Source organism: Streptomyces sp. NPDC001315, from assembly GCF_042896175.1.
GTDB lineage: Bacteria > Actinomycetota > Actinomycetes > Streptomycetales > Streptomycetaceae > Streptomyces.
Map to the genome: position 1 here is coordinate 40624 of NZ_JBIAWZ010000018.1, position 26847 is coordinate 67470.

Below are 26847 nucleotides of genomic sequence, written 5' to 3' on the forward strand. Positions count from 1 at the left end.
CGACGGCCCTCCGCCACGTGCCATCGGCCGTCTCCTCCGGTCTCGGAGCCGTGCTCGCAAAAGAACGGCCCATGCCTCGGCCTGTGCCGGGATGCAGGACACTTACAAGCTGACACAAGTCAGGCGCTCTGTCCGGGGCTCAGGTGCAAGCGGGTGTCTGCCGCAAGCCGAACGGTCGAACCATTGCGGCTCGCCGGTATGTGAGTCGTCATTCGGTAGGGGCGGTGTCTGGGCAGAAACACCGGAGCGCTGGACGACGTTGTTGGCGAAGCCGCCTTGGTTCCAGGGCTGTTCCAGTGGCTGGGTGTTCGCGGCCTCGTCCGTTGCGCGGGCGCTGAGGACGTGATCGCCAGGGACGCGGACCACATGACGGACCACCGGCGCCAGGCCCAGCGGTGGCCGTGATCCGGTTCGAGCTCGGCCGCGTGCCAGGTCGCGCACTGTCCCAGCTCCTCGCCTGCCGCGGCCACGCGGGCGGGGGTGCTCACGTCAGTGTGTCGACGCCCCATGCTCCGATTATTCGCTCGCGGCACCGTTCGTGCGTCGCAGCGCGCGCCCGTCGGCGTCGGCGGGGATCCTGCGCCCGTGGCAGTCGACATGGCGGTGCGGCGCCCGCCGACATCATCGCGGCTCTCGACGCGCTGGGCTGACGACCCGGCACCGCTCCACGCCCGGCCCCAGGTCGAGCGGGCGCGGCTGCCCCAGCCGTTGGTCCTCCTACCGGTGCTCGGGGTTTTCGTAGTCACGGCGGCAGCCGGCGTCCCAGGCGGTGCGCTGGTTGCCGTAGGCGGGGATGCCGCCGAGATCCTTCAACGCCCGGGCCAGATGCAGCAGGTTCCAGGTCATGAAGGTGGTGTTGCGGTTGGTGAAGTCGTTCTCGGGGCCGCCGGAGCCGGGGTCGAGATAGGAGGGGCCGGGGCCTGCCTCGCCGATCCAGCCGGCGTCGGCCTGGGGAGGGATGGTGTAGCCCAGGTGCTGCAGGCTGTAGAGGACGTTCATGGCGCAGTGTTTGACGCCGTCCTCGTTGCCGGTGATCAGGCAGCCGCCGACGCGGCCGTAGTAGGCGTACTGTCCGGCTTCGTTGAGCAGGCTGGAGCAGGCGTAGAGGCGTTCGATCACCTGCTTCATCACGGAGCTGTTGTCGCCCAGCCAGATGGGGCCGGCCAGCACGAGGATGTCTGCGGCCAGGACCTGCTGGTAGAGGTCCGGCCAGGCGTCGGTCGCCCATCCGTGCTCGGTCATGTCGGGCCACACGCCGGTGGCGATGTCGTGGTCCACGGCCCGTACGACGTCGACGTGCACGCCCTGTGCGTCCATGACGGCGGTGCTGCGGTCGATCAGTCCCTGGGTGTTGCTGGCCTCCGGCGAGCGCTTGAGGGTGCAGTTGATCACCAGGGCCCGCAGGTCGTCGTACCGGGCCGGCGGTGTGTCGGTGGCGGGCGACGAAGCAGTCACACGGTCCTCCTGAAACCCTCTGCGCAGCACGATGCTCGGCGGCGCGCGTCCACATCCGGCTCCAGCGTGCGGGACGGCCGTGGCAGCCGCCACCACAGTGCCGCCGAACGGCCCCGACATGCTTGAGGCGTCGGCAACCGCACGGCCGCCTCGGTCGGCGGCGGATGAGTGGCTGGGGCAGGTGAGCGTGCCTACGTTCGTCTCATGGGCACCGAAGGCGCGACCGGGTCGCGGAACACCGAAGCAATCGAGGACGTCGCGCACCTGTTGGTGCGCTGTCTGCGGGCCGAGGGTGTGGAGTACGTCTTCGGGATTCCGGGCGAGGAGAACATCCGCTTCGTCGACGCGCTGAACGACTCCGGGATCCGGTACATCCTGGTGCGCCACGAGCAGGCCGCCTCGTTCATGGCGGAGATCTACGGGCGACTGACCGGGCGGGCAGGGGTGTGCTCGGCCACCCTGGGGCCCGGTGCGATCAATCTGCTGCTCGGTACTGCGGACGCGATGACCAACAGCTCCCCGATGGTGGCCCTGGCCGCGCAGGGGTCGCTGCGGCGCATCCACAAGGAGTCGCACCAGGTCATCGACCTGGTGTCGATGTTCGCTCCGGTCACCCGGTGGTCGGCCCGCATCGAGTGTCCGGACGCGGTGCCGGAGATGACCCGCAAGGCGTTCAAGACCGCGCAGAGCGAGCGGCCCGGAGCTGTGTTTCTGGCGGTGCCGGAAGACATCGAAGCGGAGCGTCCCGCCGAGCCGCTGGCACCCTTGCAGATCGACGCGGTGCACACTGACGCACCCTCGCCCTCCCAGATCGCACGTGCGGTGGAGGTGCTCACCGCTGCCCGGCACCCTGTCGTGCTGGCAGGCCACGGAGCTGCCAGGGCCGGGGCTTCGGCCGCCCTGGTGCGGTTCGCCGAGCGGCTGAACGTCCCGGTCGCGACGACGTTCCATGGCAAGGGTGTCTTCCCCGACGACCACCCGAACGCTCTCGGCGCGGTCGGCTTCATGCGCCACGACTACAGCAACTTCGGCTTCGACGCCGCCGACGTGCTGATCTGCGTGGGCTACGAAATCCAGGAGTTCGACCCGGTCAAGATCAACCCGAACGGCGACAAGCGGATCCTTCACGTGCACCGCTTCCCCGCCGAGGTGGACGCCCACTATCCGGTCGCCGTGGGCGTCGAAGGCGACCCCTCGCAGACGCTGGACGCCCTCGCGGCAGCACTGCCCGGCGGGCTCACCTACGACTTCGGCAGCAGTGAGAAGATCCGGACGCTGCTCGACGAAGAGCTCCGGTACGGGCGCGACAACGAGGCATTCCCGCTGGTGCCGCAGCGCGTCGTGGCCGATGTGCGCACCGCGCTGGACCGCCAGGACATCGTGCTCGCCGACACGGGCGCCGGAAAAATGTGGATGTCCCGCCTCTACCCCACCTACGAACCGGACACGTGCCTGGTCTCCAACGGCTTGTCGACCATGGGGTTTGCGCTGCCGGGCGCCATCGCCGCCAAGCTGGCACGGCCGGAACGACGGGTCCTGGCGATGATGGGCGACGGCTCGTTCCTGATGAACTCCCAGGAACTGGAGACCGCCGTCCGCGAACACATCCCGCTGGTCGTCCTCGTCCTGGTCGACGAGGAATACGGCCTGATCACCTGGAAGATGGAACTCGAGATCGGCCGCCACAGCCATACCCGCTTCACCAACCCCGACCTGGTCGCCTACGCCGAAAGCTTCGGCGCCCGCGGCTACACGATCGAAGCCGCTGACCAACTCCTGCCCGTGCTGCGCCGCGCCCTCGACGACGACACGGTCTCCGTGATCGCCTGTCCTGTCGACTATTCCGAGAACCTGCGCCTGACCGACCGACTCGGCAGTCTCCACGGCCCGTTCTGACCGAGACCGGGTCAGGGACCCTGGCGGAGCGTCCTGTTGCCGCTCCTGGTCGCGTGTGTGGCGCCCGGGGTTTGGCCCGCGGCGCTACAGAGCAATCAGACCGGCCGCTGTCTCCTTGAAGCCGCAGGCACCGAAATAGAACGGACGCAGGTGCTCCTCGAAGTCGACATGAAGCCATTCGCACTTCGCGGCACGGGCTTCACATGCTGCCGCTGCGACCAGCGCGGCACCAACTCCTTGTGCTCGGCGGTGCCGAGCGACCACCGTGTCCAGGATGAAGGCGTGGACACCGCCGTCCCAGACGACGTTGACGAAGCCGATCAGAGAGCTCTCTTCCCAGGCGCAGACCCAGCCCAGGCTGTGGCGCTCGAGCCGTGTTCGCCAGTCGGTCTCAGCGACCGAGTGTCCAAAGCCCTCAGCGTGTAGTGCGTTGAGGGCGGCATTGTCGAAGGTGCCCCGCCACTGGTAGGTGATCGTCACGTCTCGATCGTAAGGCCGGTGCCAAGGCACGTCCGCTGGAGTGGGATGGACGGCCACTCGATGATCTCGTTTTGAGGCTATGCGGTGATTCGCTGGGCAGGGCGGTCGCGTCGGTTTCTGACTCGATCGGGTGGAGGCGGGCCTTGGCGAGGAGTTCGCGACCCATCTAGCGGCGGGCTACGACGCCGGTGCTGCCGCCGGCACCGGCGTCGTAGCAGTGGAACTTCTTGGAGCGACAGTGGGGGGGCGCCTCCCCAGCGGGGCCCACCGCGTTGACGTGCACACTCCCCCTCGGCTAGCCTCCGTGCCCAGTTGGGCATTTTTAGTAGACGAAGAAGCGGACGAGCCGTGAGGTGGAATCGATGAGCAGGGACAGCCGCAACGGCCCGAGTCGCCGCACCCTCCTTGGCGCGCTGGGCCTGAGCGCGCTGGTCGCACCGTCCCTGCTCACTGCCTGTGCGCCTCAGCGCGACTCCTCGGACGACTCACCGTCCCCCGCGGCCGGCGGCAGCGACGCGGAGATCGCCTCGCTGAACATCGCCCTGCCGTCCTCGATTTCCTCCCTGGACGTGGGCCGTGAGGCGGGCATCCTCAACTACATGGTGGCGGTGCTGGCGCAGGAGTCCCTGCTGTCGGTCAGCCCGTCAGGGGAGCTGAAGCCGGGGCTGGCCGCCTCCTGGCATCAGAGCGACGCCCGTACGTACGTCTACCGGCTGCGCCAGGGCGTCACCTTCACCGACGGCACTCCGCTGACCCCTGCCGATGTGGTTGCCTCCATCGAGTGGATCATGGATGCGTCCCATGGGTCCCAGCTGGCCTACGCGTACGCGGGAGTCGAGTCGGTCAAGGCCACCGGCGAAGCCGAGGTGACCGTCCGCCTCAAGGCCGCTGACGCGGCGTTCGCCTGGACCCCCACCCCCGGAACGCTGCTGATCAGCAGCAAGGCGTTCCTCGCCAAGCACAGCAAGAAGGGCGACCTGGGCACGGCCCAGACCCTGCTGCTGGGCACCGGGCCGTACAAGATCACCGAGTTCGCCGCCGACGACCATGTCACGCTGGAGCGCAACGACGCCTGGTGGGGAGGCAAGGCCCGGGTGAAGCGGCTGAAGCTCAGCTTCGTGCCCGACTCCGGCACCCGGCTGGTGGCCATGAAGTCGGGCGACATCGACGGCGCGCTGAACCTGGCCTCGGACGAGGCGCGGAGCTGGGAGTCCACGGCCAACGTCACCTACACCTCGGACCGTTCGGTGGTCTCGCTGGCCTTCGACACCTCCCGGGCCCCGTGGAGCGACCCCCACGTACGCAAGGCCGTCGCCCACGCGGCGGACCGGGCCGGCATGGTCTCGGGCATCCTGCGCGGCAAGGGCGAGGCCGCCACGGCGCTGCCGTCCCCGGACATGTGGGCCAACCTGCTGACGGACCAGCAGGTGTCCGAGGGGTACAAGGCCATCCCCGGCTACGACTACGACCTGGACGCAGCCGCCGCCGAGCTCGCCAAGTCCTCGACGCCGAAGGGCTTCACCGCCGATCTGCACTACCCCTCCAGCGGGCCGCAGCTGGGCAAGGCAGCGCTGGCGCTGGCCGCCTCGCTCAAGAAGATCGGCATCACGCTGAACGTCAAGGAGGTCACCCTGGAGACCTGGATCTCCGAGCTGGGCTCCGGCAAGCACCCCCTGCAGTTCCTTTGGTACTACCCGACCACCGGCGACCCCTCCGAGCTGACCGGGCCCTACCTGGACGGCACGTCGATCAAGAGCGGCACCAACATCGCCCACTACGACAAGGACGCCGTCAACCGGAAGCTGGCCGCGGCGAAGAACTCGACCGACGCGGCCACCCGCGGCCAGGATCTGATGAGCGCGCTGCAGACCAGCGGGGCCGACCTGCCGTACCTGCCCCTGTGGTGGGCGCAGACCGCCTCCGCGTTCTCCCGCGAGCTGGTCCTGACGGAGACCGGCCCGTACGCCTTCATCGGGCCCTGGGCCACCCGTATCCGGTCCGCCGCATGACCGCCGCTTACCAGGCGGCGGGAGGCGTCCCCGTCGGCCGGTCGCCGGGGACGGGGCGGCAGATCCGGGAGGCTCTGCTGACGCTCGTGCATCCCCTGGAGGCGCGACTCGACCCGCACGGCACGATGCTGGCCGTCGCGACGGCCGGTCCCGAGGGGGCCGACATCCTGCTGGCACCCGTATCCGCCGGGGCGACCCGGGGCGGGAGTGCCGACGCCACCCGCGGCGGGCGTACCGGTACGGCCGAAGCGCTGCCGCCGGCGGCCGGTGTGGAGACCGTCGGCCGCCACACCCCCCGTTGGCTCCCGGACTCCCGCCGTCTTCTGCATGTCATCGAGGACCGTCAAGGACGGCACCGGCTGGCGCTGGTGGACACCGCGACCGGCCTCGCCACAGCGCTGCCCCTGCTGCCCGGTGCCGTCGAAGACATCGTTCCCGCACCCGACGGCCGTAGTGCGCTGGTGCTGTGCGCCGACGAGGGCAGCGAGCGGGACGGGATGAACCTCGGACTGCCGGTACGCCTCGGCCCCGCCCCCGACCCGGAGCGCTACGCCCCCGGGGCGGCGCTGCGTCGCCTGTTCCTGGTCGATCTGGCCGACGGCGCGACCCGCGAGGTGGGACCGGCCGGCCTGACGGTGTGGAACGTGGCCTGGCGCGGCGGCGGCACCGCCGTGGCCACGGTCTCCGAGGAGGCCCTGCCCGCCGGCTACTACCACGCCCGGCTCGCCGAGCTGGACCTCCACCGACGCAGTGCCCGCACCCTGTACCGCCCCGAGGGCCAGTTGGCCTGCCCCGCGCTGTCGCCCGACGGGACCCGCGCCGCGTTCATCGAGGGCATCTCGATCGTCGCAGGCCGCCCGGCCGTGGTGAATCTGCGCACCGGAGAGGTGCAGGCCGTGCCCGGCGTGGAGGACGCCACATGGGTGCAGTGGTACGAGGGCCCCGACGAACAGCACGCGGGCGCCTTGTGGTTCGCCGGCTGGGATGACACCGGCTCGCGCTGTGGCCGCGTACTCCCCGGCGGCGAACCTGTGGTGACGTGGCGTCAGACGGCGACGCTCACCGGCGCGGGCTTCCAGCCCGCCCTGACGCTGAGTGCCGACTGCACACTCGCCGCGGCCGTGCTGACAGCGCCGGGGACGCCCCCGGAGGCTGTGGTCGCCACCACCGACGGCGCCGTTGCCTGGCAGTGGACGCAGGCCACCTCCCTCAACCCCGATCGCTCTCCCGTGGACGGGATCGAGGCGGTCACCACGCGGGAGACCGCCTGGCAGTCGCCGGACGGCCGCGAGGTGCACGGCCTGGTGCTCACACGCGCCGACCACAGCGGTCCGCGCCCCCTCGCGGTCCTGCTGCACGGAGGCCCGGCCTGGCTGTGGTCGGCCGAGTACGCTCCCGGCGATGTCTGCGGCATGGCGATGGCGCTGGCCGGTGCGGGGTACTGCGTGCTGCTGCCCAACCCGCGCGGCAGCTCCGGTCGCGGCCTGGAGTACGCCCGCGCGGTCGTCGGCGACCTGGGCGGCGCCGACCTTCAGGACGTGCTCGCGGGGGTGCGGCACCTGGTCGACCGCGGCCTGGCGGACCCCGCACGGACGGCCGTCCTGGGCCACAGCTACGGCGGCTACCTGGCCGCACTCGCCGCCGCCCGCACCGACATCTTCCAGGCCTGCGTCATCGTCTCGGCCCCCACCGACTGGCACAGCTTCAGCCGCAGCGGCAACATCGGCGGCGGCTACGACCGGACGTACCGGCTCGGCGACCCCTCGACCCCCGAAGGAGCCGCCGAACAGCTCGCCCGCTCGGCGGTGCACGCCGGGGGCGGAACCGGCACGCCCACCCTGATCCTGCACGGCAGCGAGGACCGGGTGACCCCCGTCGGCCAAGCGCACGAGCTGTACCGGACGCTGGCCGCCGCCGGACAGGCACCCGTCGAGCTGTACGTCTACCCGGGTGAGGGCCACGAGTTCACCGACCCCGCCCGTCTCCTCGACGTGGGCAGCCGCATCGAGGCGTGGCTCAGCCACCACCTGACCGCCGTGCCGGGAGCCCCATCCCCCGAGGCTCCCGGCACGGCTCCCCCACCGACGCCGCTGGGGTCGGGCCGCACTGACGCCGCACTGGGAACGGGGTCCTGATGGCCGCCCGCCCGACCCGGATCCCGGTCGCCTACGCGGCCCGGCGCCTCGCCGGCACCGCCGTTCTGCTGCTGGTGCTGTCCATCGCCATCTTCGCCCTGCTCAGGCTGGCGCCCGGCGATCCGGTCGACACCCTCCTCGGCCCGCGCAGCGCCACGCCCGAAGCAGTCGCCGCGGTCCGTGCCCGCTACCACCTCGACGAACCGCTCGCCGCCCAGTACTGGCACTGGCTCACCGACACCGTCCGTCTGCATCCCGGCACGTCCATCCGCACCGGCGAACCCGTCACCCACGCACTGGGTTCCCGACTGGCTCTCACCGGCCAACTCGTCGGGTACGGCTTCGCAGTCGCGGCGCTGTCCGGCGTGTCGCTCGGAATCCTGGCCGGACTGCGGCACCGCAGCGGCCTCGACCGGGCGCTCCAGGGGCTGGGCGTCGTCGCCCTGAGCACCCCCGCCTTCGCCGGCGGCCTGCTGCTCACCTACGTCTTCGCGCTGCTGCTCGGCTGGCTCCCCGCGTACGGCCCCGGGAGCGGTGGCACCGACCGGCTGCTCCATCTGACCCTGCCGGCCGTGACCCTGGGCCTGGCGGTCTCCGCCGTACTGATCAAGCTCACCCGCGCCGCCGTCATCCGCGAACTCGGCCAGGACCACGTCACCTTCGCCCGCGCCCGTGGCGTGAGCAGGCGCACCATCCTGCTGCGCTACGTGCTGCGGGGTACCCTGCTGCCGATCGCCACCGGCTCCGGGCTCGTCCTGGCCTACCTGCTGGCCGGCACCGTCCTGGTCGAGCAGGTCTACGCCCTGCCCGGCCTCGGGGCCCTGCTGGTGGATTCGGTCACCTACAAGGACCTTCCCGTCGTGCAGGCAGAGGCCCTGCTGCTCGCCGCCCTGATCTGCCTGGTCAACCTCGCCACCGATCTCGCCCATCCATGGCTGGACCCGCGGCTCGGCCAGGGACGGAGCTCCTCATGACCGCTGCCGCTGCCGGTGTCCGCCGCCGCCGGGTGCGGGTCTCCCCGCTCACCGCGCTGTGCACCGCACTCGCCGTACTGCTGCTGTTCGCCGCCGCGTTCGGCCAGCTCCTCTTCCCCGACTGGGACGCCCAGGACATCGCCCTCGGCGTGTCCATGCCCTCAGCGGGGCACCCGCTGGGCACCGACGGTCTGGGCCGCGACGTGCTGCAGCTGGCCGTTGCCGGTACCCGCAGCGCCCTGACCGGTGCGGGCCTGGTCGCCCTCGGCTCCATGCTGATCGGCAATGTCCTCGGTCTGCTCGCGGGCTACCACGGCGGCTGGGCGGACGTCCTGGTGCGCCGCTGGGCCGACTTCCTGCTGGCCCTGCCCGCCCTGCTGGTCACCCTCGTGGTCGCCGGTATCGGCGGCGGTGGTTACGCGCTCGCCGTGCTCGTCCTGGTCGTGCTCACCTCGCCCGGCGACATCCGCCTGGTCCGGGCCGCCGTACTCGAGCAGCGCCACCTGCCCTACGTGGAGGCGGCCCAGACGCTCGGACTGCCGCGCCGTACCGTGATGCTGCGCCACATCTGGCCCAACATCCTGCCCGTCGTGGTCGCCAACACCCTGCTGAACTTCGCCGGCGCGATCGTCGCCCTCAGCTCGCTGTCCTTCCTCGGCCTGGGGGTGCCCCCGGGCGCACCCGACTGGGGCCGGATGCTCGCCGACAACCGCACCCTGATGTACGACAACCCGTCAGCCGCCCTCGCCCCCGCCGTCCTCGTCGTCGTGGCCGCCGTGGTCCTCAACCTGCTCGGCGACCGGCTTCTGGAAGCCTTCACCGACCGAGGGAGATCCTGATGACCGCGCCTGCCGCAGCAACCCTGTCTCTCGCGCCGCCCCTGCTGGAGGCAGAAGACCTTCGAGTCACCACCACGGGCCCCGCCCCCACCACCATCGTCGACGGCCTCGGCCTGCAGGTCGACCGCGGGGAATGCGTCGGCATCGTCGGCGAGTCCGGAAGCGGCAAGTCCCTCGCCATGCGCGCCGCGGTCGGCCTGCTGCCGGCCGGCACCGCCGCCTCCGGCTCCGTACGACTGGACGGGGAAGACCTGCTCGCCCTCAGCCCCGCGGATCAGCACCGGATCCGCGGGCGTCGGATCAGCCTGCTTCTGCAGGACCCCTTCACGATGCTGCACCCACTGCGCACCTGTGGCCGGCAGATCGCCGACGGACTCTTGGCCGCCACCGACAGCCCCACGACCGCGGGGTCATGGCGCGGCAGACGGCGCGCGCGTCGCGCCGACCGTGAGGCCGAAGTGGCGCGGCGCCTCGCCGAGGTGGGACTGGACCCCCAGGTCGCCCACCGGTACCCCTTCCAGCTCTCCGGTGGCATGCGCCAGCGCGTCGCCATCGCCGCCGCGCTCGCCGCCGACCCCGAACTACTGATCGCCGACGAGCCCACCACCGCCCTGGACGCCGTCAACCAGCGGGCCGTACTCGACCTGCTGCAAGGACTGCGCCGCAGCCGCCGGATGGGCCTGGTGCTGATCACCCATGATCTGCGGGTCGCGTTCTCCTCCTGCGACCGCGTCTACGTCATGTACGCGGGAAGCATCCTCGAACACGGCCCCGCGCCACAGGTGCAGGCGGCGCCCCGGCACCCCTACACCGCCGGCCTGCTCGCCTCCGAGCCCTCCCTGGAGCGGCGCTTCTCCGAGCTACCGACGATGCCGGGCTCCGTCCCCCCGCCGGGCACCCGCACGGACGGCTGCCCCTTCGCCGCACGCTGCGCCCACGCCGCACCACCATGCCGCACCACGCCGCTGCGCCTCATGCCCGCCGCCCAGCCGTCCCCCGGCGCAGACCCGCATCTGTCAACGTGCCTGCGGCTGGCCGAGATCGGGGACGACCTGACGGTCCTGCGCACGCCCGCCGGCCCGCCCGCGTCGGCGGCCCCCCGGGCGGCCGCGCCCACCAGCAGCCTGCGGATCACGGCAGTCACCAAGTCCTTCCGTACGCCCACCGGTGAGCAGCGTGTCCTGGACCGGGTCAGCCTGGAGGTGCCGCAGGGCTCGGTGACCGCACTGGTCGGCGAGTCCGGCTCGGGCAAGACCACCCTTGCCCGCATCGCCATCGGCCTGGAGACGTACGAGGAGGGCGAAGTGGAGGTCGAGGGACTCGCCCTGGCCCCCCACCGGCTGCCCGGCACGGCCCAACGGCGCCGACTGGCACAGCGGGCCCAGATCGTGTTCCAGGATCCCTACTCCTCGCTCAATCCGCTGCGTACGGTGGGCGCCGCCCTGCGCGAGGCCCTCACCGCGGCACCTGCGGACCGCGGCACGCCTGCCGACATCCCCGGCCTCCTGGCCCAGGTCGGGCTGCCGGCCGCCTACGCGGACCGCCGGCCCGCGGCCCTGTCCGGCGGCGAGCGCCAGCGCGTGGCGATCGCCCGCGCGCTCGCGGTCCGTCCGCGTCTGCTGATCTGCGACGAGTCCGTCTCCGCACTCGATGTCTCGGTGCAGGCACAGATCCTCAATCTGCTCGCGGAACTGAGGCACCGTCACGGATTCTCCGTCCTGTTCATCACTCATGACCTCGCCGTCGCACGGCAGATCGCCGACCATGTCCATGTCCTGCACCGGGGACAGGTGGTGGAGTCCGGTCCGGCCGACCGGGTCCTGGGCGATCCGCGCGACGCCTACACCCGCCGCCTGCTCGCAGCGCTGCCTCCCACCGGCTGATTGCTCGGTGATCACTGGCTGATCACCTGCTGACCCGGGACGCGGAGGTGTGCCCGGCTATCCTGTGCGGCGACCCGGACCTGGCATGACCGCGAGACCGCGAAACGGCACCGGTGCACGGAAAGGAGTACCCGATGGCGCAACACCCCGGCAGCACCGCGGCTGCCCCGCCACCCGCGCGCCCGGGCGAGGGCCCTGCCGCGCCGGTACGTGCCGCCCTCGCCGCCAACCTCCGCCGCGGCCGCCTCGCCCGCGGCTGGAGCCTGCGAGAGCTGGCCGCGCTCTCCGGCATGAGCAAGGCGCTGCTCTCCCAGATCGAGCGAGCCGAAGCCAACCCGACCGTGGAGGTCCTGGTCCGGCTCGCCGATCTGCTGGACACCACGTGCACCGACCTGCTGCGCCAGCCACTGCTCGCGCCGGAGATCATCCGCGGCGCGGACATCGACGAGCCGCAGGACACCAGCGCCGTCCATCTGCTCTTCACGGGCTACGATCTCGGCCGGCTGGAGGTCTACCGCTCCCGCCTCCACCCTCACGCACAGAGCCAGGTCAGCACCCACGGCCCCGGATCCATGGAGTACGTCATGGTGGTCGAGGGCCGCGTGACCCTCTTCGCCGAAGGCGTACCGCATCTGCTCGAGGCCGGCGACGCGGCACGCTTCTCCGGCCAGACCTCCCACTACTACCTCACCCAGGAGAGCCCCGCTGTCACGCACAGCGTCGTGGCTTACCCGCGGGACTGACAACCGGTCACATCGACGCCACCGCAGCAACCGCCCGACGCACACGTCGGAGCACTGAAGGCCCGGCATCCTCCCGCCTCGGAGATCACCGTGGGAACCGCGGCAATACGAGAGCTCCGCGCCCGAGTTGCCGCCGGAAACGAACGCGGTGCGGTTCAGCGGCGTCGAGATCCTCCGGCCTGAAGAAATCGCATGTTGCCGCAGTGCTACGAGCGCACGCACTTCATGTCGTGTCCGTGACGTCTTTCCCAGTTCCTTGCCCGGCTGCCCGGCCTCGTCGCATCGTCGCTCCGTGGCACCTCCCAGGTGCCGCGTCCGGCCCGGCGCACGGCCCGCGCCTCGAGGTGCTGCCTGCCCGCACGCCTCAGCGGCACGGCGGCCGCCGGACACCGTCGTGACCGCTCGATCCCCTCCGAAGCCGGATCGGCTGCCTGACGGCTGACGACCGGCGAGATTGGACGACTGTGAGCACCCAGCAGCCCAGGACTCTGAAGACCGTGACCGGAGCCGGTGACACCTCGGCGATCTACGATCTGGCGGTCGACCCCACCCGATCCACCCTGGACCAGGCCCTGCGGGTGGCGAAGCTCGCGGAGGCCGCGCGGATCGACGCGCTGTTCACCGCCGACCTGCTGAGCTTCGACGCGCAGGGCAGCATCGGATCGCAGGAACCGCTGGTGTTCGTCTCGGCGCTCAGCCAGGTGACGTCGCGGATCGGTCTGATCGCCACCGTCTCGACCACGTTCCACCATCCCTTCAATCTGGCCCGGCTGTTCGGGACCCTCGACCATGTCAGCAACGGGCGGGCCGCCTGGAACCTGGTGACCTCGGCGGTCGGCGAGGAGAACTTCGGCGGTGAACTGCCGAGCCCCGGGGAGCGTTACGCGCGTGCCGCGGAGACACTGGAGGTGGTCAACGCGTTGTGGGACAGCTGGGAGCCCGGTGCGCTGACCGTCGGCGCGGACGGCAAGGCGGTGCTGCACCGCGACCGCGTGCACCCGATCGGCCATTCCGGCCGGTTCTTCGAGGTGGCCGGACCGCTCAACATCCCGCCGCTGCCGCAAGGGCGGCCGGTGCAGATCCAGGCAGGGCAGTCCGAGGCGGGACGGGCGCTCGGCGCCCGTTACGCCGAGATCGTCTTCACCTCGCTGCCCACCCTGGACATCGCGGCCGACTTCACGCGGAAGATCCGTGCCGAGGCCGGGCGGTTCGGACGGGACGAGGGGCTGCCGCTCATCCTCTCCTCCCTGCACGCCACCTACGGTGCCAGTGAGGAGGAGGCCCGGCGTCTGGTCCGCGAGAGGCGCGAGTCGATCGATTTCGAACGCGGTCGTGCCCAGGTGGCCGACATGCTCGGCGGCGGTGTCGACCTGGCGGACCTGCCCCTCGACCGGCCGCTGCCGGAGAGCCTGCTGCCCGACATCGCCTCGGTCAACCGCCGCCGGGGCCGGGTCGACATCTTCAGCGGTTACGTGCGATCCGGCTACACCCTGCGTGAACTCGTCATAGCAGCCCAGGACACCGGGCACTGGGCGGTGGCCGGGACACCCGAGCAGATCGCCGACGCCGTGGAGGAGCGCTTCCGGGCGGGCGTCCTGGACGCGATCCTGCTGAACGGCCTCGCCAACCCTGCGCAGCACGACTTCGTCGTCAACGGCCTGCTGCACGAGCTGCGCAAGCGGAAGATCGTCGGCACCGACTACAGCGGGGTCACGCTGCGGGAGAACCTGGGGCTCACCCTGCCCGCCCGCGCCACCGCGCCGGCTCGGAGCTGACCCGCCGCCCGGGACCGTGCCGGACACCGCGTGCGGGGCGGGTCGGCCGGCGGCACCCGGCGCGGTGGCCGGTGAACCGCCGGTCAGCGGCGCAGCGCGCGACGGGCGAGCCGGTTGCCGAGGAACTGGCCGGCCTGGACGATGACGGCCATCGTCGCCACCGTGACGTACACGACCGGCCAGTTGTGGCACTGCGAGCCGTACGTGATGGCGACGTCGCCTGGTCGTGAGCTCGTCGGCGCATGCTGGGGAATCGTGACGGGCCCTCCGCGAACGATGGGACAAGCTGAAAGCAGCCATACGTAGAGCACGAAGCGGGCTCGTGGCCTCGGCGCCGGTGGACACACCGGTGGCGTTCAAGGCCGTCTTCGGCTGGGCTGATTCATCGACCTGCTCCAGGACTGCGGCTTCGCCGGAGCGGAACAAGGCGATCGCCGGTGTGGACGCGATCTCCAGTGCCTCGTCTTCCTCCAGGTCGTCGAAGCCGCAGACCTCGACCCAGCGGGCGGCGTCTGTGGTGGTCATGGACTCTCTCTCCGTTGTCGGGAACGCGTTCATCGGCCGGTGCACGTCATGACGCCGAAGCCTGCGATGTACCCCGGGATTCGCCGCGTAGAAGCGGCTGTCCACGGTGAAGGAGCCACCCGCGGCCAGCGCGCTGAACGCCGCCACCCATGTGCGCACCTCATGGGAGGAGTGGCCCGCCACCGAGGTCATCTCGGCCACGGTGTAGTCGTCGAACCTCTCGACCGCACCGGAGGCGCACACGTCCATGAACGCCGTGTCCCATTCGGGGTTGAGGTCCTGGATCAGGGCCTGCCCGCGCGAGAAGGCCGCCGCTGTTTCGATGACCCGCTGCTCGCGGGCCTGCCGTGCCTTTGGCGTGGGATTGCGGCCGTCGAGCAGCGAGGCGCGCACATGCTCATCGGTGGCGTCGTCCCAGCGTGGGACCGGCGGGTCGTGCGAGAGGCCGCCGGAGGCTAGGAGCAGCACCCGCGCGGTGGTGAGGGTCCGCCCGCGATGGCGGCTGCGAAAATCGCTGTCCGATTGTCGGAACACAGTGATAAAGATTCACGGTGACAATGACACTCGAGTTCCCCGTTCTGCTGCGGCTGATCGACGAACGGTCGACTGCCTTCCGCGCCGCGGTCGCCTCCGCGCCCAGCCTCGACGTACAGGTGCCGACCTGCCCCGAGTGGACGCTGTTCGATCTGGCGCAGCACATCGGCGACGGGCGCCGCGACTGGGCCGCCACCGTCGCCGCAGGGCCTGCTCCGGCCAAGTCCGCAGCGGAGGGCGCCCCGGCTGCGCCTCGGGAACGCGAGGCCCTGCTGGCCTGGTTGGCGGAGTCCACGGAGCAACTGCTGGACGCATTGCGGAAGGCCGGCCCGGATCGCGGTTGCTGGGCGTGGTGGGAGACGTTGCAGTCGCCGCATACCGCCGGTGCCGTAGCTCGGCACCAGCTCCAGCAGATGGCGGTGCACACGTACGACGCGCAGATCACCGTAGGTGCCCCGCAGCCGCTGCCGGCCGAGGTGGCGCTCGACGGTGTCGAGGAGTTCCTGTTCACCTGCGTCGCAACGACAAGTGCCTGGCCGCACAAGCCCGCTGCCATCGACTTCCACGCCTCCGAGGGCCGCTCCTGGCGCCTCTCGCTCTCCGCCGACGGCGCACGGACCGCCCGCCTCCCCGGGCCCGGCACCATGCCGGCCACCGCTGCCGGCCAGGACCCGGACGCGGCAGCCGCCTTCTTCTCCACTCGGGGCACGGCCAGCGAGCTGGTCCTCAGCCTGTACGACCGTATCCCGGTCAACTCCCTGAAGCTCGACGGCGACCGACGTCTCTTCGAGCAGCTCAGCGCCTGGGACCCGTCTGAGTAGGACGTGACGATGCGCCACCTCGTACGCCCCGGGGCATGCCTCCCGCCAACGGCTACAACCACGCCGTGGTGGCCTCGGGGCCGCGCGGGGGCAGACCGTCACGGCTGCGAAGCGGCTGACCAAGGCGGCGGCTCACAAGCTGATCGGTGCGCCTGGTCGGCACCTGACGCCGTCGGTTCTCAGCGCCGTCCTCGTCGTCATCGAATCCGGCCGCGTCCGGGTCGCGCAGCGGGGGCAGGGTGCCGCCCGCCGGCTGGGTGGGGGTGAAGCTGTAGCGGCCCAGGACGTTGAGGTTCTTGTGCTTGAGCGGGGACAGCCGGGCCACGTCCTCGTCACGGATCTCATGACCCTCCGCGCGAAGCACGCCGGCCCCAGCGGGGTGGGGTGGCCCTCGCGGCCGACCATCCGCAGCAGGTCATACGCAGCCGTCCCGCAGCTCCCACTGGTCCCGCGCACTGACGAACTGGCCCACCGGGTGCGGCGCACTCTCATCGAGGAGCCGCGCGCCGAGACCTCTCGCGGGCACACAAGGTCGCCCGCGAGCTGCGCGCCGGCATGGTGTGGGTGAACTCCTACAAGCGGGTCAACCCGGGTTCGCCGTTCGGCGGGATGGAGGTGTCCGGGTACGGCCGGGAGATGGGCTTCGAGGCGATGCGGGAGTACACCGAGCCCAGGCGACCTGGATCAACGTGGATGCCACCTTGCCGCCGTTCTATCCGCGCGGCTGACGGCGGGACTGCTGCTCCCCGGCGTTGCACACATGGCCGACGCAAGCCGATCGCGCAGGTGGCTGTCGAAATCGGGCCCTGGGTGCCCCTGATCTGTCCGCCCGGTCGGCTCACTGCCACGGCGGTCACGCTGCCGGGCGCACGCTGATCGGGGTGGAGGACCGGATCGGCGGGCGTTCGCGCGGCGGATCCGGCGATCACGGGAGAGACGTCAAGCGGTCGATGCCACTGTGGAGTTGGAAACCGCGAGACCCGTCGAGAGCCGTCGAGAGCCGTCGAGACCAAGGAAAGAGCTGCGATGACCATCAACCGTGATATCTCCGCCGAGCAGCGGGCACGCGAGGAAGACCTCGTGCAGCGCGTACTGCGCTCGTTCGACACCTGCGAGGATGCCCGCCTCGGCGAGATCATGCGCTCGCTCGTGACACACCTGCACACCTTTGTGCGCGAGGTGCGGCTGACCGAGGCCGAGTGGACCGAGGCCATCGAATTCCTCACCGCCGTCGGCCACATCACCGACGACAAGCGGCAGGAGTTCATCCTTCTGTCCGACGTCCTGGGCGCTTCGATGCAGACCATCACGATCAACAACGAGGCGTACGGCGACGCCACGGAGGCCACGGTCTTCGGCCCGTTCTTCGTCGAGGGTTCGCCACGCATCGACAACGGCGGCGACCTCTCCTTCGGCGCCGAAGGCCGGCCCTGCTGGGTCGAGGGCACCGTCCGCGACACCGACGGCAAGCCTGTACCCGGTGCCCGCATCGAGGTGTGGGAGGCCGACGACGACGGCTTCTACGACGTTCAGTACGACGACGACCGCACGGCCGCACGAGCCCACCTCTTCACCGACGAAGACGGCGGCTACCGTTTCTGGGCGATCACACCCACGCCGTACCCGATTCCGCACGACGGTCCGGTCGGAAAAATGCTCCAGGCCGTCGGCCGGTCCCCGATGCGCGCCTCGCACCTGCACTTCATGGTGACCGCCCCCGGCGCTCGCCGGCTGGTGACGCACATCTTCGTACGCGGCGACGAACTCCTCCACAGCGACACCGTCTTCGGCGTCAAGGACTCCCTGGTCAAGGACTTCGTACAGCGTCTCGCGGGCACACCGACACCCGACGGCCGCCCGGTGGACCGCGACTGGACCCGCGTAAAGTTCGACATGGTCCTCGCCCCCGAAGAGGCGTCATGAGCGCCTTCGTTTAGGCGGTCGTACGTACGCCGTTCGGACGGTTCGCCATCGAGAAATTGGCCGGCCTCAAACCCTCCCTCCGGCCGGACGGGACGACACGCCGGGCAACTCCTCGCCGCTGAGCGACGGCGCCTTCGCCGTACTGCGCGACAGCACCCGTTCGAACAGCAAGCCCTGCTCGACCCGCTCACCACCCTCGCCATGTCCCGTCGATCCGCCCGAGCCACCCCACCCCGAGCGGCACCGCACCGCACGGAAAACCACGACCGCCGCCATCCCACGACGCAGCGAAGGAGAAACGCCCCCACTCAAAAACAGCGGAAACCGCTACCAGGCAGGCGAAAACGGGTGACAGAGTCCATGGAACCGCCCCCATGACGCGAAGCAGCATCAACCAGCCTGCTCAAGCCAAGCCCCCAACAGTTGAAGGCCCTCGCCACCAAGGCCGGTTACCTCCTGAAAGGCACCGAGAGCGGCGCCGCTGTCGGCATGATGAGGTATCCGCTCGTACCAGCACCCACTGCCACGACTCTCCCTCGCATTGCCTGAGGTGTTCGTCGATCAGCACACCGGCAAGGCGTACGGTCACACCAAGGGAGGCCCGTTCAGCCAGACCGACTACCGCTTCTGAACACGTCGACGACATTCCTCGGCCGCGCATCGCCACGATCAACCCGCCGAGCGAGCCCGATCAGAACCAGCGGCTTGCGCCGCCTCCTGGAAGTCGACGATGGCCCCGCCGTAGTCCCTCGCCCAGTTCGTCAGGACCTCGATGGGCTCGACGAGGGTCCGGCCGAGGTCGGTGAGGCTGTACTCGACCCGCCGTGGCACTTCGGCATGGCGTTCGACCAGACCGTACTGCTGGAGCCGGCGCAGCGTCTGGGTGAGGACCTTGCGCGAGATGCCGCCGATGAGGTCGACGAGCTCACCGTGTCTACGAGGCTGATGGCTGAGCCCGAAGATCACGAGCACGGCCCATTTGTCGGAGATGATCTCGACCGCCAGGCGCGTGGGGCAGTCGGCGAGGAAGGCAGGTCCAGCCACGTTCTGCATGAAAATCGAAGGTACCAGGAGGTAGCCCGTGGCTCCGTAACGTCTTCCGCGAGCAAGGAAACCAGCACCAGATGCGGAGGAGTCACCATGGCCGTCAATATGATCGTGACGTTCTGCCCACCGAGCGGAAGTTCATTGAACCTGCGCTGACAGCAGTCGTGGGCCCGGTCCGAGAAGCTGCCGCATCCGGACACGCCGCCCCGGCCGCCCGGCCCCTCGCCACTATGTCGACCGTGCCGAAGACGGCCGTCACCGCCTCACCATTCACGTCGTCGGTCTCGTCGAACGCGAAAGGGTCCCAGAACACCGCATCGGTCTCCATGACCGACACCGTCACCCACCACGGCGCCGGCTACGGCTACGGCTACGGCTACGGCAGAGACAACAACCATCTGATGGAGCGTCGCTTCCTCCTGTCGGACGGCAAGGCGTACCCGAGCTCACACGGAACCAATCCCTCGTGATCGAACACCGAGGTAACTCTCCGCGACCGCGCCTCAAGATCTTGCGCCGGAACCACTTTTGACGTCACTCGTCAGATGCCCGGCCCGACCGGGGGGCGTGAGACCAAGGCGAGGGCGGCGATCCGTGGCTGGATGGTGGTTTGGTCGACAGTCCTTCGCCGTGAACGAGTTGCTGCCGCAGTTGAACGAGCTGCTGTTTTCCTCGGTCGAGGGCGTGTGGCGGAATCGGTCGAGGCGATCGACACGGTCGTCCGGGTCGAGGCCAGGCGATTTTCGGGCCAACTTCAGTGGTTGTAGACGGTCAGTGCGCGTATGGCTGGCTGGCCGCGCATGAACCTGGTCCACTCATCCGGCCCCCTTGGAATCGATCATCTAGGGAACCGGGAGGCGCTCTACCGGCGGACCGCCGAGATCAGTCCGCCGGGCCGCTCCTCGCGCTGCGGCGGGGTGCTGATCGGGCGGCCGTAGGCGGCAGCGCGCTCGCGCAGGGTGTGACTGTCTGCCTCCCAGCCGTGCCCGGCCAGCCAGCCCACCGAGTCGTCGGGCATCTCCGAAACCCACATGGACGCCGCCGATCCCGGCACGGCGTCCGCGCCGAAGCGCTCGATCACGCCGCGCGAGCCCAACGTCAGCCCCATCCGACTGCCTGCCGCCGACTGCGCGCTGATCCGGGCCAGCAGCAGCTCCACCGCGTCCTCGGGCAGATAGATCAGCAGTCCTTCGGCGATCCACACGGTCGGCACGGCCGGGTCGTGCCCTGCGGCGGCCAGCGCGGCCGGCCAGTCCTCACGCAGATCCACCGTGACGGTGATCCGCTCGCAGCGTGCGACGGCCCGCTCCTGGCGCAGCACCGACGCCTTGAAGTCCAGTGGCGCGGCGGTGTCGAGCTCGAACAGCCGGGTTCCCTCGGGCCAGTCCATCCGGAAGGCCCGGCTGTCCATGCCGGCGCCGAGCAGCACGACCTGCCGGACCCCGGACGCGGAGGCCTGCTGCAACAGGTCGTCGAGGAACTTCGTCCTGATGACGATGGAGAACGACACGGCCAGCCGGCGGCGTTGCGCGGCCTCGTCATCGGGCAGCGGCGGCGAGGAGGGCCACAGGCCGCCGGCGGTGGCGAAGGCCTGTGCCAGTGGGTCGCGGAACAGCGCGTTCTCCCGCTCGGTCTCCAGTGCCCGCACCCTGGCCACCCCCACCGCCGTGGCCCACACGCCCGACGGCTGCACCCGCTCCTGCTCATCAGTCACCACGCCAGCCTAGATGATCGATTCCACGGGGCCTGATGAGTGGACCAGGTTCATGCGCGGCCAGCCAGCCATGCGCGCACTGAACCGCCTACGACCACTAAACCCACCATTAGCGAAAGTGGATCGTCTGTCAGTCCTGCCTGGGATGCTCCGAGCATGGAGATGACAGTGCAGCTGACGATCGACTGCTCCGATCCGCGGAGAATGGTGACTTTCTGGGCCGAGGCCCTGGGCTACGTGCCTGAGCCTCCGCCGGGCGGGCACGCCACGTGGCGTGCTTACTGGGCGGCGATGGGGGTGCCCGAGGCAGAGTTGCCGGCCGGCGCCGGGGATGTTCCGGAGTCGATCATCGATCCCGCGGGACGTGGACCGAGGATGTGGTTCCAGCAGGTTCCGGAGCCGAAGGTCGCCAAGAACCGGTGGCACTTGGACCTGAAGGTCGGTGGGGGTCGTGACGTCCCACTGGACGTCCGCACACAGCGGGTCAAGGCTACGGTGGAACGGCTGGTCAAAGCTGGTGCCACCGTGCTGCGGATCAAGGATGAGTCGGACATGGGGCTCTACGCTGCCGCCATGCAGGACCCCGAGGGCAACGAATTCGACGTCGTCTGAGGCCGTTGCGACGGTGCTGGTCACAGCCACTCGTTCACGGCTGCGACAGCACAGTCGCCTCGTAGCGGACGGAGAACTTGTCGTACCTCGTGGGTGCTGCCCTATGCCTTTTGCGCCGGTTGAGCCCGCACTCGACCGCATGGCGCTCGCGGTAGTCGGCCGGGTCGAAAAGCGATGGCCGGCCGCCGTGGGAGCCGTGCTTCTGGCGGTTGCGCGCCTGGTCGGCCTTGTCCGGGATGGTGCAGCGGATCCCGCGGCGGCGCAGGTAGGCGCGGTTTTTGCGGGAGGCATACGCCTTGTCAGCACGCACCCGATCGGGGCGGACGCGTGGCCGGCCCGGCCCGATGCGGGGCACGCGGACCTTCTCCGGCACGGGTTCGAACTGGGGCGAGTCTCCACGCTGCCCTGCATTCACCACGATCGACATGGGCTTCTGACCTGCTCAACTGCCAGGTGGAGCTTGGTGGTGAACCCGCCGCGTGACCTTCCCAGTCCATGATCACGGGGCTCGGTGAAGATGCCGCCCGGTGGTTCCCTCCGCAGGTCGCCCTGGTTCGGGTGTGAGTAGTTGAGGTGCAGGAAATCCCGGTGAGATTGATCTTGTTCGGGTTCGCCTATTTCGCGGGCGCTTCGAGCTGGTGGGGGATGGCGCCGGCGCGCAGCTCTCGAAGGTCGGGGATGTGGTTGTAGAGGGTGCCCGGGGAGACGCCCAGGAGCTTGGCGATCGAGGTGATCGAGCGGCCAGGGTCGGGCAGGAGGTCGCGGGCGGCACGGATGACTTCGTCGGTGGCGACGCTGGGGCGTCCGCCGACGCGGCCGCGGGCCCGGGCGGCAGCCAGGCCCTCGTTGGTGCCGATGACGATGAGTTCGCGGATGAACTCCGCGAGGGCGGCGAAGACGTGGAAGACGAGACGGCCGCCGGGCGTCGTGGTGTCGAGGTTCTCGTGTAGTGAGGTGAAGCCGATCCCACGCTTCCGCAGGTCGGCCACCATGTTGATGAGGTCCTGGAGGCTGCGGCCGTAGCGGTCGAGCGAGGGGACCAAAAGGGTGTCGCCGGAATCGAGGAAGGCGTGGCACGCCTTCAGCTCGGGGCGGAGCGCGTTCTTGCCGGACTTCTTGTCCGCGAAGATCTTCCGGCACCCGGCGGTGGTGAGCGCGTCGAGCTGCCGTTCGAGCTTCTGCCCGCCAGTGGAGACCCGGGCGTATCCGATCTTGATTTCGGTGCGGACGAGCGGCTCGGCGACGAGGAGGTCCGGCTCGGTGTCCGGTTCGAGGGCGGTCATGGCCCCGGATCATGTCAGAAAACGGTGGTTCGGGGTTCTTGAACCCCTCAGGTTTTTGAAGGGGTTTCTGAAAGGCTCTGGAGGTCTCCCGGCGGCTCGCCGGGCGATCTTCAGAAAACGAAGGTTTTCTGAAGATCCCTCCCGGCTGAGGACCTGTGATGACGGCGTGGATCGCGCTGTCCCGTCTCACGTGATCCCGTCTCTTTCTCGCCGTGTCTTGTCGGATTCGCTGCTGGTCTCATCTGGTGGTGTCCGTACGGGCTGACGTGACACAACGAGTCTCACTGGATCGTGTCCGTCGGACTGGTTTGTCTCCGCGGTTCGTGTATGCGGGGCCGTTCCGTCTCTCCTGACTTTCGCCCGCGAAGGGCGGCGAAATTCACGCGCGCCGCGACGAGCTGCCCCAGTACGGTCTGGCGATGGACGATCAGGACGGTTACTTCGGAGAGCGTGTTGCGGCGGCCTACGACGAGTCGTCAGGGGACATGTTCAAGCCGGGCGTCATCGACGAGACGGTCGGCTTTCTGGCGGGCCTGGCCGATGGCGGCCGGGCCCTCGAACTGGGCATCGGGACAGGGCGCATCGCGTTGCCGCTGGCACAACGCGGAGTCCAGGTCCACGGCATCGACTTGTCCCGGGCGATGATTGCCCGGATGCGTGCCAAGCCAGGCGGTGACGCGATCGGTGTCACGGTCGGCGACTTCGCGACGACGAGAGTGGACGGGACGTTCTCCGTCGCATATCTGCTCTTCAACACGATCATGAATCTGACGACGCAGGTGGAGCAGGTCGCCTGTTTCCGCAACGCCGCCGCTCACCTGGAGCCCGGAGGCTGTTTCGTCATCGAGGTCCTGATCCCCGAGCTGCGAAGGCTCCCAGCCGGGCAGAACGTCGTGCCCTACCACGTGAGCCCGACGCGGTGGGCCTTCGACATCTACGACGTCGCCACCCAGGCAACGAGTTCGAACTACATCGAGGTCGTCGACGGCCGCGGCGAGTACAGATCTATTCCCTTCCGGTATGTGTGGCCGTCGGAACTCGACCTGATGGCTCAGCTCGCCGGACTGCGGCTGCGCGAGCGGTGGGACGGATGGACACGGGAAGCCTTCACAAGCGAGAGCCGTCAACATGTCTCGGTCTGGGAGAAACCCGCCGACTGACCACCAACCGGGCGCCCTCTCGCGTCCGGGGTTGAGAACAACGGGGGAGCCGTCGGCGCCGACGGCTCCCCCTCCGTCAGCCAGCGCTGGGGACGCAGACCCACGGACACGATGGACTGAGACGCCGCCCTCTATTTACGCCCGGCAGACACGACAATCCGAGACACCGACCTCGGCACTCTCGCTACACAATGCATCATGCCTGGTCAGCGCGATGCCTCAGAGCTAGATCCCATGAGACGGGACACGCGCCGTTGATCAGTGCTTCGGCGGCGCGACCGGCTCGTCAGCGCGTCCACCGAGGTTGGGCGGGCTGGGCGTCGCCGCGCCCGGCAGAACGCAGACTCCCGTGCCTACGATGGGGACGCCGATGGACAGGTAGCCGACCCAGACGCCTTCTTCGGCGAGGTCCTCGTGCAGGCCGCGGGCCCAGGAGCGCAGTCCGGCCAGGGCGATGCCGGAGTTGCTCATGCCGGGAATGGGGGCGAGGGCGGTCGTGCCGGTGGTGAACAGCAGGGCGCCGTCGCCGGCCTCGCGCATCGCCGGCAGGACTGCGGCGGCAGCGGTGAGGGCGCCGCCGACGCGCATGTCGATCATGGGCTGCACGGATTCTGGGGTGGTCTCCGCGGCGGGGGCGAATCCCAGCGCCTTCAGGTCGGGCACCTGGCCGGTTTCACTGGGGAAGGTGGGGGCCGGGCTGTAGAAGAGCACGCCGATCCGCCCGAGCTCGGCGGCGGCCGCCTCCAGCGCGCCGGACAGCCCCTTCGCGTCGGTGACATCGGCCGGGTAGGCGCGGGCGGTGATGCCCTCGGCGGCCAGAGCGTCGGCGAGGCCCGCCAGTTTGTCGGCGTTGCGGGAGATCAGGGCGACGGGGTGCCCGGCGGCGCCGAAACGGCGGGCGACGGCGCGACCCAGGCCCGGACCGACCCCGAGCTTGAGGACGCCCTCGCCGCCGCCCGCACCAGCCTCCCGCGCATGATGCGCGAGCAGAACTGACTGATCCGGCGCTTCAAGGGCGCGTTCGTTGAGACCGGCTCAGCACTGCCACAGGAACTTCGCGCGGCCACAGGGTTCACAGGCGAACGCATAGGCACCGCCGCAGCCGCCGAAGTTCATGGCGGTGCTGTGGTCCGGACCTTCCTCAAGCTGGACAATCAGTGGCATAGGAGTGGCGCACGATGCGCAAGTCGGGGTCTCGTCGCCTTGAATCCAGGCGGGCCTACCCCCGAGCTGGCCGAGCACGGATGACGCGGGACGGTCGTTTCCCGCTGCCCACTCCTCGCCGGCCTGGTCGTAGTCGGGCTCGTCCACATGCACCAAGCTGACCGCCCGAACGGAACCGAGCAGAAGCAGTGCCTCATCGACACCGCCTTCGGGCCGGCGCAGTGGCTCAAGGCCATCCGTCGGGAAGAGCAAGGCCTGATTCCCTCCGGAGTCCGGCTCCCAGTCGCCGCACATACCCGGGTCGTTCTGGCATGCGAACAAGACGAGGACTCCCCGGTCCTCAATTCCATCCCCGAGGTCGTCCAAGACCACCTGGGCGAGGAACTGCATCGGGCCGTTGCACGAAGTGCAGCAAGGCCACGGAGTGCCGGCCGGCGCCAGAGGCACTCCACCGGTCCGGGTCACGTGAGCAGTCGGCGCAACCGGACCTGCATCGATCATGAGAGTCGTCACGGCCAGGACTCTAGGACAGACCAGTGACATCGCCCAGAAAAGTCGAGCCCCGCCCCCTGCCATCACCGTGACCAACGTGCCTCACGGCCGCGCAAGCACTTGACCTGCCAGAACAGTGCTCTCACCCGAGATGACCGCCGTGCGCAGCGCGGTGACGAAGTACAGGAGCCGGACGGCCCCGAGTTCGTCGGTCTACTGGCGCAGCCGGGGACTGGTGGCGTCGCCGGGGATCGGATCGCCGATGTCGGGGCGACGGAGGTGACGACCATGCGGTCCAGGGCGTGGAGTTCGGCCTCGCTGGTGAGGTGTCAGCGGTAGCCCGTTGCGTTGAGAGGCGCACGGCGGGTTCGGCGAGAGGTCCGGAGAAACGGACCGGGAGCAATCCCGGCACCGCGCTCCGGGCCTACTCAGCGGAGCGGTCGCGGAGCGTCACCGCAGTGTTCGATTGCGAGAACTGCTCGCCGAGCAGGCCCCCGTCACCTACGACATGGTCCGCGCCCACATCGCCACCCTGCGCACAGCCCCGCCGGACGCGCCGCCCCGCCGCCGAAGGTGCGGCAGGTGACCGGCTGGCTGACCCGCCATCCCACGGCCCTGAGCGATGAGGACCGCGCTGCTTTGAAGGACATCCTGGCCCGCTGCCCCGAGCAACACCGACACCAGCGCCAGCCGGCCCGGGGACCAGTCCGGCTTCCCCCGGACCGGGAACAGATCCGCGAACTCCTCGTCGCGGAACAACGACCCCAGTTCGTCCCTGACCCGGACCGCCAGGCTGCCCTTGGGGAACGCGGCCCGCGCCACCCGCACCGTCTCCGCCCGGACCTCGCCCGGCCCGCTCGGCTGCATCGGCGTCCGCACCCACCCCATACGACAACGTCGGCCTTCAAGACCACAACCGGGTCTCGAAGGCCGACGTCACGCAGGCCCCCGATTCAGCATCCGCGAGCGGGGCGGGGGCCTCTCGTCATCCGTGGCACGTGCAGTGCCTCATGGCGACGATGGTGAGGGTGTCGTGGGCGATGCCCGCGGCGTCCTCGACGTGGGACCCCGGCGAAGGGCCGATCGTCCCCACCGACCCCGTTCAGACCCAGTCGTCCCCGATGGAGATCTGGAAGTATGTGCCGGTGTTGACGCGGACGGCGATCTTTCCGTCGGTAGTGCGCACGAACAGGTCGGCCTTGCCGTCACCGGTTGTATCGGAGAAGTACAGGCCGCCCTTGGGGTGGCCGAGGAAGTTGGCCCAGCCGGCGCTCCACTGGGTGCCGCCGTCGAAGTAGGTGCCCTTGTTGGTGCGGACGGCGATGTTGCCGTCGGTGCCGTGGACGATGAGGTCGGCCTTGCCGTCGCCGCCGATGTCAGCGA

Annotated in this window: 25 protein-coding genes and 3 pseudogenes; 15 read left to right on the plus strand and 13 right to left on the minus strand. The window is 69.8% G+C overall.

The window, feature by feature from the left end:
• Positions 1–717: 717 nt before the first annotated feature.
• On the minus strand, positions 718–1455 hold the full coding sequence (locus ACFY16_RS33505; protein ID WP_390650981.1) for a flavodoxin family protein: 738 nt from the start codon (positions 1453–1455) through the stop codon (positions 718–720).
• A 204-nt stretch (positions 1456–1659) separates the two neighbouring features.
• On the opposite strand from ACFY16_RS33505, the gene ACFY16_RS33510 reads away from it, so the two are divergent.
• Positions 1660–3351: an acetolactate synthase large subunit gene (locus tag ACFY16_RS33510; protein ID WP_390650982.1), complete on the plus strand. Its 1692-nt coding sequence runs from the start codon at positions 1660–1662 to the stop codon at positions 3349–3351.
• Positions 3352–3435: 84 nt separating this feature from the next.
• Here ACFY16_RS33510 and ACFY16_RS33515 read toward each other — a convergent pair whose 3' ends face one another.
• Positions 3436–3831 carry a GNAT family N-acetyltransferase gene (locus ACFY16_RS33515; RefSeq protein ID WP_390650983.1) on the minus strand — a complete coding sequence of 132 codons (396 nt, stop codon included), beginning with the start codon at positions 3829–3831 and terminating at the stop codon, positions 3436–3438.
• A 362-nt stretch (positions 3832–4193) separates the two neighbouring features.
• Between ACFY16_RS33515 and ACFY16_RS33520 the strand changes: the two genes are divergently transcribed.
• The 7 genes from ACFY16_RS33520 to ACFY16_RS33550 all read left to right on the plus strand — a co-directional run bounded on the left by ACFY16_RS33520 (position 4194) and on the right by ACFY16_RS33550 (position 14189).
• Positions 4194–5840 (plus strand): ABC transporter substrate-binding protein, encoded by a 1647-nt coding sequence (locus ACFY16_RS33520; RefSeq protein WP_390650984.1) that lies wholly within the window; start codon positions 4194–4196, stop codon positions 5838–5840.
• Complete coding sequence (locus tag ACFY16_RS33525; RefSeq protein ID WP_390650985.1) at positions 5837–7975, plus strand: alpha/beta fold hydrolase; 2139 nt, start codon at positions 5837–5839, stop codon at positions 7973–7975. The genes ACFY16_RS33520 and ACFY16_RS33525 overlap by 4 nt, the downstream gene beginning before the upstream one ends.
• On the plus strand, positions 7975–8949 hold the full coding sequence (locus ACFY16_RS33530; protein WP_390650986.1) for an ABC transporter permease: 975 nt from the start codon (positions 7975–7977) through the stop codon (positions 8947–8949). Before ACFY16_RS33525 ends, ACFY16_RS33530 begins: the two co-directional genes overlap by 1 nt.
• Positions 8946–9788, plus strand: a complete 843-nt coding sequence (locus ACFY16_RS33535; RefSeq protein ID WP_390650987.1) for an ABC transporter permease — start codon at positions 8946–8948, stop codon at positions 9786–9788. Before ACFY16_RS33530 ends, ACFY16_RS33535 begins: the two co-directional genes overlap by 4 nt.
• Positions 9788–11671, plus strand: coding sequence for a dipeptide ABC transporter ATP-binding protein (locus ACFY16_RS33540; protein WP_390650988.1), 1884 nt, complete (start codon positions 9788–9790; stop codon positions 11669–11671). Before ACFY16_RS33535 ends, ACFY16_RS33540 begins: the two co-directional genes overlap by 1 nt.
• Positions 11672–11805: 134 nt before the next feature.
• The gene (locus ACFY16_RS33545; protein ID WP_390650989.1) at positions 11806–12414 is read left to right on the plus strand and encodes a helix-turn-helix domain-containing protein; all 609 of its coding nucleotides are present in this window, start codon (positions 11806–11808) and stop codon (positions 12412–12414) included.
• Between the two features lie 497 nt (positions 12415–12911).
• A complete protein-coding gene (locus tag ACFY16_RS33550) occupies positions 12912–14189 on the plus strand; it encodes an NtaA/DmoA family FMN-dependent monooxygenase (RefSeq protein WP_390650990.1) in 1278 nt (425 codons plus the stop codon).
• A 696-nt stretch (positions 14190–14885) separates the two neighbouring features.
• Here the strand turns inward: ACFY16_RS33550 and ACFY16_RS33555 are convergent.
• Positions 14886–15248: pseudogene (locus tag ACFY16_RS33555) on the minus strand (hypothetical protein); the annotation flags it as partial.
• A gap of 17 nt (positions 15249–15265) precedes the next feature.
• On the opposite strand from ACFY16_RS33555, the gene ACFY16_RS33560 reads away from it, so the two are divergent.
• Positions 15266–16069 (plus strand): maleylpyruvate isomerase family mycothiol-dependent enzyme, encoded by an 804-nt coding sequence (locus tag ACFY16_RS33560; protein WP_390650991.1) that lies wholly within the window; start codon positions 15266–15268, stop codon positions 16067–16069.
• A 52-nt stretch (positions 16070–16121) separates the two neighbouring features.
• Here the strand turns inward: ACFY16_RS33560 and ACFY16_RS33565 are convergent, their stop codons facing one another.
• On the minus strand, positions 16122–16433 hold the full coding sequence (locus ACFY16_RS33565; RefSeq protein ID WP_390651079.1) for a hypothetical protein: 312 nt from the start codon (positions 16431–16433) through the stop codon (positions 16122–16124).
• Positions 16434–16588: 155 nt separating this feature from the next.
• Here ACFY16_RS33565 and ACFY16_RS33570 point away from each other — a divergent pair.
• A pseudogene (locus ACFY16_RS33570) lies at positions 16589–16945 on the plus strand (aldehyde dehydrogenase family protein); the annotation flags it as partial.
• A gap of 150 nt (positions 16946–17095) precedes the next feature.
• Complete coding sequence (locus ACFY16_RS33575) at positions 17096–17992, plus strand: intradiol ring-cleavage dioxygenase (RefSeq protein ID WP_390650992.1); 897 nt, start codon at positions 17096–17098, stop codon at positions 17990–17992.
• Positions 17993–18661: 669 nt separating this feature from the next.
• On the opposite strand, the gene ACFY16_RS33580 is transcribed toward ACFY16_RS33575, so the two are convergent.
• Both ACFY16_RS33580 and ACFY16_RS33585 read right to left on the minus strand, forming a co-directional pair.
• Complete coding sequence (locus tag ACFY16_RS33580) at positions 18662–19045, minus strand: winged helix-turn-helix transcriptional regulator (RefSeq protein WP_390650993.1); 384 nt, start codon at positions 19043–19045, stop codon at positions 18662–18664.
• 94 nt (positions 19046–19139) lie between these two features.
• Entirely contained in the window at positions 19140–19367 is a 228-nt protein-coding gene (locus ACFY16_RS33585) for a hypothetical protein (RefSeq protein WP_390650994.1), read from the minus strand.
• On the opposite strand from ACFY16_RS33585, the gene ACFY16_RS33590 reads away from it, so the two are divergent.
• The gene (locus ACFY16_RS33590; RefSeq protein ID WP_390650995.1) at positions 19366–19509 is read left to right on the plus strand and encodes a hypothetical protein; all 144 of its coding nucleotides are present in this window, start codon (positions 19366–19368) and stop codon (positions 19507–19509) included. The two genes, ACFY16_RS33585 and ACFY16_RS33590, sit on opposite strands and share 2 nt — an antisense overlap.
• Positions 19510–19901: 392 nt before the next feature.
• Here ACFY16_RS33590 and ACFY16_RS33595 read toward each other — a convergent pair whose 3' ends face one another.
• On the minus strand, positions 19902–20753 hold the full coding sequence (locus ACFY16_RS33595; RefSeq protein ID WP_390650996.1) for a class I SAM-dependent methyltransferase: 852 nt from the start codon (positions 20751–20753) through the stop codon (positions 19902–19904).
• 156 nt (positions 20754–20909) lie between these two features.
• On the opposite strand from ACFY16_RS33595, the gene ACFY16_RS33600 reads away from it, so the two are divergent.
• The gene (locus ACFY16_RS33600; protein WP_390650997.1) at positions 20910–21365 is read left to right on the plus strand and encodes a VOC family protein; all 456 of its coding nucleotides are present in this window, start codon (positions 20910–20912) and stop codon (positions 21363–21365) included.
• Positions 21366–21399: 34 nt separating this feature from the next.
• On the opposite strand, the gene ACFY16_RS33605 is transcribed toward ACFY16_RS33600, so the two are convergent.
• Both ACFY16_RS33605 and ACFY16_RS33610 read right to left on the minus strand, forming a co-directional pair.
• Positions 21400–21792 carry a transposase gene (locus ACFY16_RS33605; RefSeq protein WP_390650998.1) on the minus strand — a complete coding sequence of 131 codons (393 nt, stop codon included), beginning with the start codon at positions 21790–21792 and terminating at the stop codon, positions 21400–21402.
• A 187-nt stretch (positions 21793–21979) separates the two neighbouring features.
• The gene (locus ACFY16_RS33610) at positions 21980–22648 is read right to left on the minus strand and encodes a recombinase family protein (protein ID WP_390650999.1); all 669 of its coding nucleotides are present in this window, start codon (positions 22646–22648) and stop codon (positions 21980–21982) included.
• 419 nt (positions 22649–23067) lie between these two features.
• On the opposite strand from ACFY16_RS33610, the gene ACFY16_RS33615 reads away from it, so the two are divergent.
• Positions 23068–23808, plus strand: a complete 741-nt coding sequence (locus ACFY16_RS33615; protein WP_390651000.1) for a class I SAM-dependent DNA methyltransferase — start codon at positions 23068–23070, stop codon at positions 23806–23808.
• A 258-nt stretch (positions 23809–24066) separates the two neighbouring features.
• Here ACFY16_RS33615 and ACFY16_RS33620 read toward each other — a convergent pair whose 3' ends face one another.
• Positions 24067–24723, minus strand: coding sequence for an SDR family NAD(P)-dependent oxidoreductase (locus tag ACFY16_RS33620; protein WP_390651075.1), 657 nt, complete (start codon positions 24721–24723; stop codon positions 24067–24069).
• On the opposite strand from ACFY16_RS33620, the gene ACFY16_RS33625 reads away from it, so the two are divergent.
• On the plus strand, positions 24682–24804 hold the full coding sequence (locus ACFY16_RS33625) for a hypothetical protein (RefSeq protein WP_390651001.1): 123 nt from the start codon (positions 24682–24684) through the stop codon (positions 24802–24804). The genes ACFY16_RS33620 and ACFY16_RS33625 overlap by 42 nt on opposite strands.
• A gap of 39 nt (positions 24805–24843) precedes the next feature.
• Here the strand turns inward: ACFY16_RS33625 and ACFY16_RS33630 are convergent, their stop codons facing one another.
• From ACFY16_RS33630 to ACFY16_RS33640, 3 genes and pseudogenes are all read right to left on the minus strand, one after another.
• Complete coding sequence (locus tag ACFY16_RS33630) at positions 24844–25515, minus strand: DUF1963 domain-containing protein (protein WP_390651002.1); 672 nt, start codon at positions 25513–25515, stop codon at positions 24844–24846.
• Positions 25516–26133: 618 nt separating this feature from the next.
• Positions 26134–26331: pseudogene (locus tag ACFY16_RS33635) on the minus strand (IS5/IS1182 family transposase); the annotation flags it as partial.
• A 235-nt stretch (positions 26332–26566) separates the two neighbouring features.
• Positions 26567–26847 (minus strand): FG-GAP-like repeat-containing protein (locus ACFY16_RS33640; RefSeq protein ID WP_390651003.1); only part of this gene is annotated, 281 nt, incomplete at its 5' end.

What these genes read in the sequence shown, in the direction of transcription:
- ACFY16_RS33510 (WP_390650982.1), top strand. Translation starts at nt 1,660, where the DNA reads ATGGGCACCGAAGGCGCGACCGGGTCGCGGAACACCGAAGCAATCGAG.
- ACFY16_RS33520 (WP_390650984.1), top strand. Translation starts at nt 4,194, where the DNA reads ATGAGCAGGGACAGCCGCAACGGCCCGAGTCGCCGCACCCTCCTTGGC.
- ACFY16_RS33525 (WP_390650985.1), top strand. Translation starts at nt 5,837, where the DNA reads ATGACCGCCGCTTACCAGGCGGCGGGAGGCGTCCCCGTCGGCCGGTCG.
- ACFY16_RS33530 (WP_390650986.1), top strand. Translation starts at nt 7,975, where the DNA reads ATGGCCGCCCGCCCGACCCGGATCCCGGTCGCCTACGCGGCCCGGCGC.
- ACFY16_RS33535 (WP_390650987.1), top strand. Translation starts at nt 8,946, where the DNA reads ATGACCGCTGCCGCTGCCGGTGTCCGCCGCCGCCGGGTGCGGGTCTCC.
- ACFY16_RS33540 (WP_390650988.1), top strand. Translation starts at nt 9,788, where the DNA reads ATGACCGCGCCTGCCGCAGCAACCCTGTCTCTCGCGCCGCCCCTGCTG.
- ACFY16_RS33545 (WP_390650989.1), top strand. Translation starts at nt 11,806, where the DNA reads ATGGCGCAACACCCCGGCAGCACCGCGGCTGCCCCGCCACCCGCGCGC.
- ACFY16_RS33575 (WP_390650992.1), top strand. Translation starts at nt 17,096, where the DNA reads ATGACCATCAACCGTGATATCTCCGCCGAGCAGCGGGCACGCGAGGAA.
- ACFY16_RS33580 (WP_390650993.1), bottom strand. Translation starts at nt 19,045, where the DNA reads ATGCAGAACGTGGCTGGACCTGCCTTCCTCGCCGACTGCCCCACGCGC.
- ACFY16_RS33590 (WP_390650995.1), top strand. Translation starts at nt 19,366, where the DNA reads ATGACCGACACCGTCACCCACCACGGCGCCGGCTACGGCTACGGCTAC.
- ACFY16_RS33585 (WP_390650994.1), bottom strand. Translation starts at nt 19,367, where the DNA reads ATGGAGACCGATGCGGTGTTCTGGGACCCTTTCGCGTTCGACGAGACC.
- ACFY16_RS33600 (WP_390650997.1), top strand. Translation starts at nt 20,910, where the DNA reads ATGGAGATGACAGTGCAGCTGACGATCGACTGCTCCGATCCGCGGAGA.
- ACFY16_RS33605 (WP_390650998.1), bottom strand. Translation starts at nt 21,792, where the DNA reads ATGTCGATCGTGGTGAATGCAGGGCAGCGTGGAGACTCGCCCCAGTTC.
- ACFY16_RS33610 (WP_390650999.1), bottom strand. Translation starts at nt 22,648, where the DNA reads ATGACCGCCCTCGAACCGGACACCGAGCCGGACCTCCTCGTCGCCGAG.
- ACFY16_RS33615 (WP_390651000.1), top strand. Translation starts at nt 23,068, where the DNA reads ATGGACGATCAGGACGGTTACTTCGGAGAGCGTGTTGCGGCGGCCTAC.
- ACFY16_RS33630 (WP_390651002.1), bottom strand. Translation starts at nt 25,515, where the DNA reads ATGTCACTGGTCTGTCCTAGAGTCCTGGCCGTGACGACTCTCATGATC.